Raw genomic sequence first — 3,639 nt, 5'->3', positions numbered from 1 at the left:
AACCGTCATAGCACCTGCAGGAAGGGAAAGGGAAAGTCCTAACGCAACATATGTTAAATAGATTGCAAACATGTAATATTCTCCTCATTAAAAAGCCGTAACTAAAGCGCTTACCATAAAAAGGATTTTAGGTAAGATCTCCAACTAGCAGATTACCATATTACTATCAGTTATACAAATCACAACAAAAAAAATCTTACGAATACGTTACGTAAGATTCTTCTACTCTATCTTTTAGCATCTCCTATTACGACTAGTTATTTATTTTATTTGAGGGATATATTGGTTAGCGATAATTTCTCCAATCGGCTGATTATGAGGGTGTATTTTCTTATTTCGTAGCGGCAAAAGCGGGAATACGAGCTCCGCAAATTGATATGCCTCTTCTAGGTGCGGATAACCAGATAAAACAAAGGTATCGATTCCTAAATCCTGATATTCCTTTATTCGTTCTGCTACTTGGGTAGGATTACCTACAAGAGCCGTTCCTGCACCTCCTCTTACAAGCCCCACCCCTGCCCAAAGGTTCGGACTAATTTCTAATTCTTCTCTTCCTCCTTTATGGAGCTGCAACATTCGTTGTTGTCCGACGGAATCTTGACGAGCAAGAGTACGCTGCGCCGCTTTAATTACATCGGAATCAACATAACGAATAAGTCGCTCTGCAGCCTCCCATGCCTCCTCTTCTGTTTCTCTAACTATGACATGTAATCGGATACCAAATCGTACGGTTCTCCCTTCTCGCTCTGCTAAAAGACGAACTTCTTTTATTTTTTGTTCCACCTGCTTTGGAGGCTCACCCCACGTTAAATACACATCGGAATGCTTAGCAGCAACGGCCTGCCCTGCCGGAGAGGAACCTCCGAAATAAATCGGTGGATGCGGCTGCTGAACAGGTGGAAACAGTTGCTTTCCTCCTTCAATACGCAAATACTTACCCGAATAATCCACATTCTCTCCTGCTAATAACTGGCGCCAAATAGTTAAAAATTCATCTGTAATTTCATACCTTTCATCATGCGAGAGGAATAGGCCATCCCCTGCTAATTCAACAGGATCTCCGCCCGCAACAACATTAATTAAAAGGCGCCCATCTGAAATACGATCTACCGTGGAAGCCATCCGTGCTGCCACGGCCGGTGACATAATACCAGGACGAACCGCAATCAAAAACTTTAATCGATCCGTTACCGCAGCTAAGGAGGAGGCTAACGTCCATGGATCTTCACATGATCGTCCTGTCGGGATTAAAACCCCTGTATAGCCAAGTCGATCCGCAGCTTGCGCGATTTGTTTAAAATAAGAAAAATCAGCTATACGTGCTCCCTTTGTAGAACCTAGATAATGACCATCCCCATGAGTTGGGATAAACCATAAAACTTCCATTTCTATATCCCCCTTTAATTTGTATTCCTATATTGTTTTAGTTGGTTTTATATTTCTATACGATAGAATTTAGCTCGTCTTCTTTCCTTCAAAACTATCACGCCATTTTAATAACTTCGACTCTAGCACTCGTACAATGGAATCAGTCAGTTTTCCACCAAGGGCAAAGAGGATAATACCAACAAATACAACATCCGTTCGACTAAATTGTCTGGCATCCATAATTAAGTACCCAATTCCTTCACTTGCTCCCATTAATTCTGAAACCACTAATCCTAACCAAGCAGCACCTAGTGATAAACGTACACCAAGTAATAAATTCGGCAAAGCAGCGGGCAAAATGAGCCTCGTTACTTGCTTCCATTTACTAAATTCTAAAATACGTGCTACCTCAAATAGTTTCTTATCTACTCCTCGAATGCCAAGGAGTGTATTCACGTATAATGGAAAAAATGCGCCTAGTGCAATGAGCAACACTTTTGATACTTCCCCTAATCCAAACCATAGGATAAAGAGAGGTGCTAAAGCCAGATGAGGAACAGTTCGTAGCATTTGTAAAGAAGGATCAACATATTGCTCTGTTTTATTAGAAATCCCATTTATCGTCCCAAATAAAAGACCTAAACTTGCTCCTAGTAAAAATCCCCCTAACGCACGCATCCCACTAAATTTTAAATGGACAAGTAATTCACCTGATACGATTAATTCCTGAAATGAAGATAAAATATCTAAAGGAGTTGGCAAGATTGTATTGGAAATGTGAAGCAAAGACCCTGCCAACTGCCAAATGAAAATAATCACAATGGGAACAATTAATCCTCTTCCAATCGTTAAGGAAGCTTTATTAAAGGGAATACTTATAGACCGTTTTATTTTCGACCCATCTACTGAAGAAACAGATGGCAGTGCTACCTTCACTTTATCCATGTCTTTCTCCCCCGTCTTGTTATTCTTTCTTCACTTCTTCTAGCGCTTTATTAATATAGGAATTATCTACTACCTTTGCTGTATCAATCTTTTTGGCAATTGCCTTTTGATCAAATTGAAAATCTGCAGTTGCTTGTTGCGCTTTTATAATATCTTGATTAATTGGCAAGTTAAGAGATTCATTGTTTTCTAATACTTGACGGATCACTGTTTTATCAATCTTTTTAGCATTCGCATACAAGTCAATGGCTTCATTACGATTATTTTTTTCAAACAAGCGTGCTTTTTCATAGACTTTCAAGAAACGTACTACAAGATCCGGATGCTCTTTCGTAAAATCCGAGCGTGCAATCAGAAAACTAGGAGAATAAGCATTTAATGATTCACCGTTCTCTAGTATTCTTGCCCCTTTTGTTAATGTTTGTAGGGAGATGAACGGTTCCCAAATCGACCAAGCATCGATTGCTCCTGTTTCAAATGCCGGTTGTGCTTCATCCGGTTGTAATTGAATAATCTTTACATCATCTGGTTTTAACCCCGCTTTTGCTAAGGCTGTATACAATAAGGCAAAGCCACTACTACCTTTGGCCACCCCAATCTTTTTCCCTTTTAAATCTGCTAACGTGTGAAGAGGACTATCCTTTTGGACAAGAATAGCATTCCCTTTTAGTCCATCACCCGCAAGTGCAATTTCTTTAAACGAGATATTTGCTGCTTGTCCAGCAATAACAGGAGAGTTTCCTACGGCACCTAAGTCTAATTTATTCGCTGTAATGGCTTCAAAATGAGGAGGGCCACTTTGGAATACGGTCCACTTCACTTTCACTCCGCTTTTTGCAAATTCTTCTTCAAACCACCCTTTTTCTTTCGCTAGTAACAACGGTCCTAAGCTCTGTTGAATTCCTATGTTAACTGTAAGATTTTCATTATTCTCTTTCTGTGTAGTTACAGTCGTTGTTTTGGAAGCACATCCGCTAAATATAATCAATATGAATGCCGAAAGTAATACAATGGAAAGCTTCAATTTTTTATTCATAGTTTTCTTCTCCTTTATATACCTGATCCTTGTGTTAATTCTAGCTCTTCTACATGCTCAAACTTACTTAACACCTTTTGTCTTAGCTCTTGAAAGGACTGGCTTGTTCTTTTTCGTGGATACGGCAAATTGACTGGAATAATCGTATTAATCTGACCTGGTCTAGCACTCATGATACAAACACGATTTGCCAAATAGATAGCTTCATCTATATCATGCGTGACTAGTATCATGGTCGTTTTCTTCTGTTGCCAAATATCAAACAATACATCCTGAAGATGCTTTCTTGT

The 3,639-nt window shown here is 39.4% G+C and carries 3 protein-coding genes and 1 pseudogene; all 4 read right to left on the bottom strand.

Annotated elements, in window-relative coordinates; genetic code table 11:
• Positions 1 to 261: 261 nt before the first annotated feature.
• A complete protein-coding gene (gene ssuD / locus AC11ZT_RS04680) occupies positions 262 to 1,386 on the bottom strand; it encodes an FMNH2-dependent alkanesulfonate monooxygenase (protein WP_484058492.1) in 1,125 nt (374 codons plus the stop codon).
• A 69-nt stretch (positions 1,387 to 1,455) separates the two neighbouring features.
• A complete protein-coding gene (locus tag AC11ZT_RS04675; protein WP_484058491.1) occupies positions 1,456 to 2,313 on the bottom strand; it encodes an ABC transporter permease in 858 nt (285 codons plus the stop codon).
• 19 nt (positions 2,314 to 2,332) lie between these two features.
• Positions 2,333 to 3,337, bottom strand: coding sequence for an aliphatic sulfonate ABC transporter substrate-binding protein (locus AC11ZT_RS04670; protein ID WP_484058493.1), 1,005 nt, complete (start codon positions 3,335 to 3,337; stop codon positions 2,333 to 2,335).
• Positions 3,338 to 3,363: 26 nt separating this feature from the next.
• Positions 3,364 to 3,639, bottom strand: a pseudogene (locus tag AC11ZT_RS04665) (ABC transporter ATP-binding protein); the annotation flags it as partial.

It is taken from the genome of Ectobacillus sp. (assembly GCF_056992975.1).
Note: the sequence above shows the minus strand (reverse complement) of the source record. Positions and strands in the feature narration are given on the sequence as shown.

Excerpts from the sequence above, each read along its gene's own strand:
- ssuD (WP_484058492.1), bottom strand. The coding sequence starts at position 1,386 with ATGGAAGTTTTATGGTTTATCCCAACTCATGGGGATGGTCATTATCTA.
- AC11ZT_RS04675 (WP_484058491.1), bottom strand. The coding sequence starts at position 2,313 with ATGGATAAAGTGAAGGTAGCACTGCCATCTGTTTCTTCAGTAGATGGG.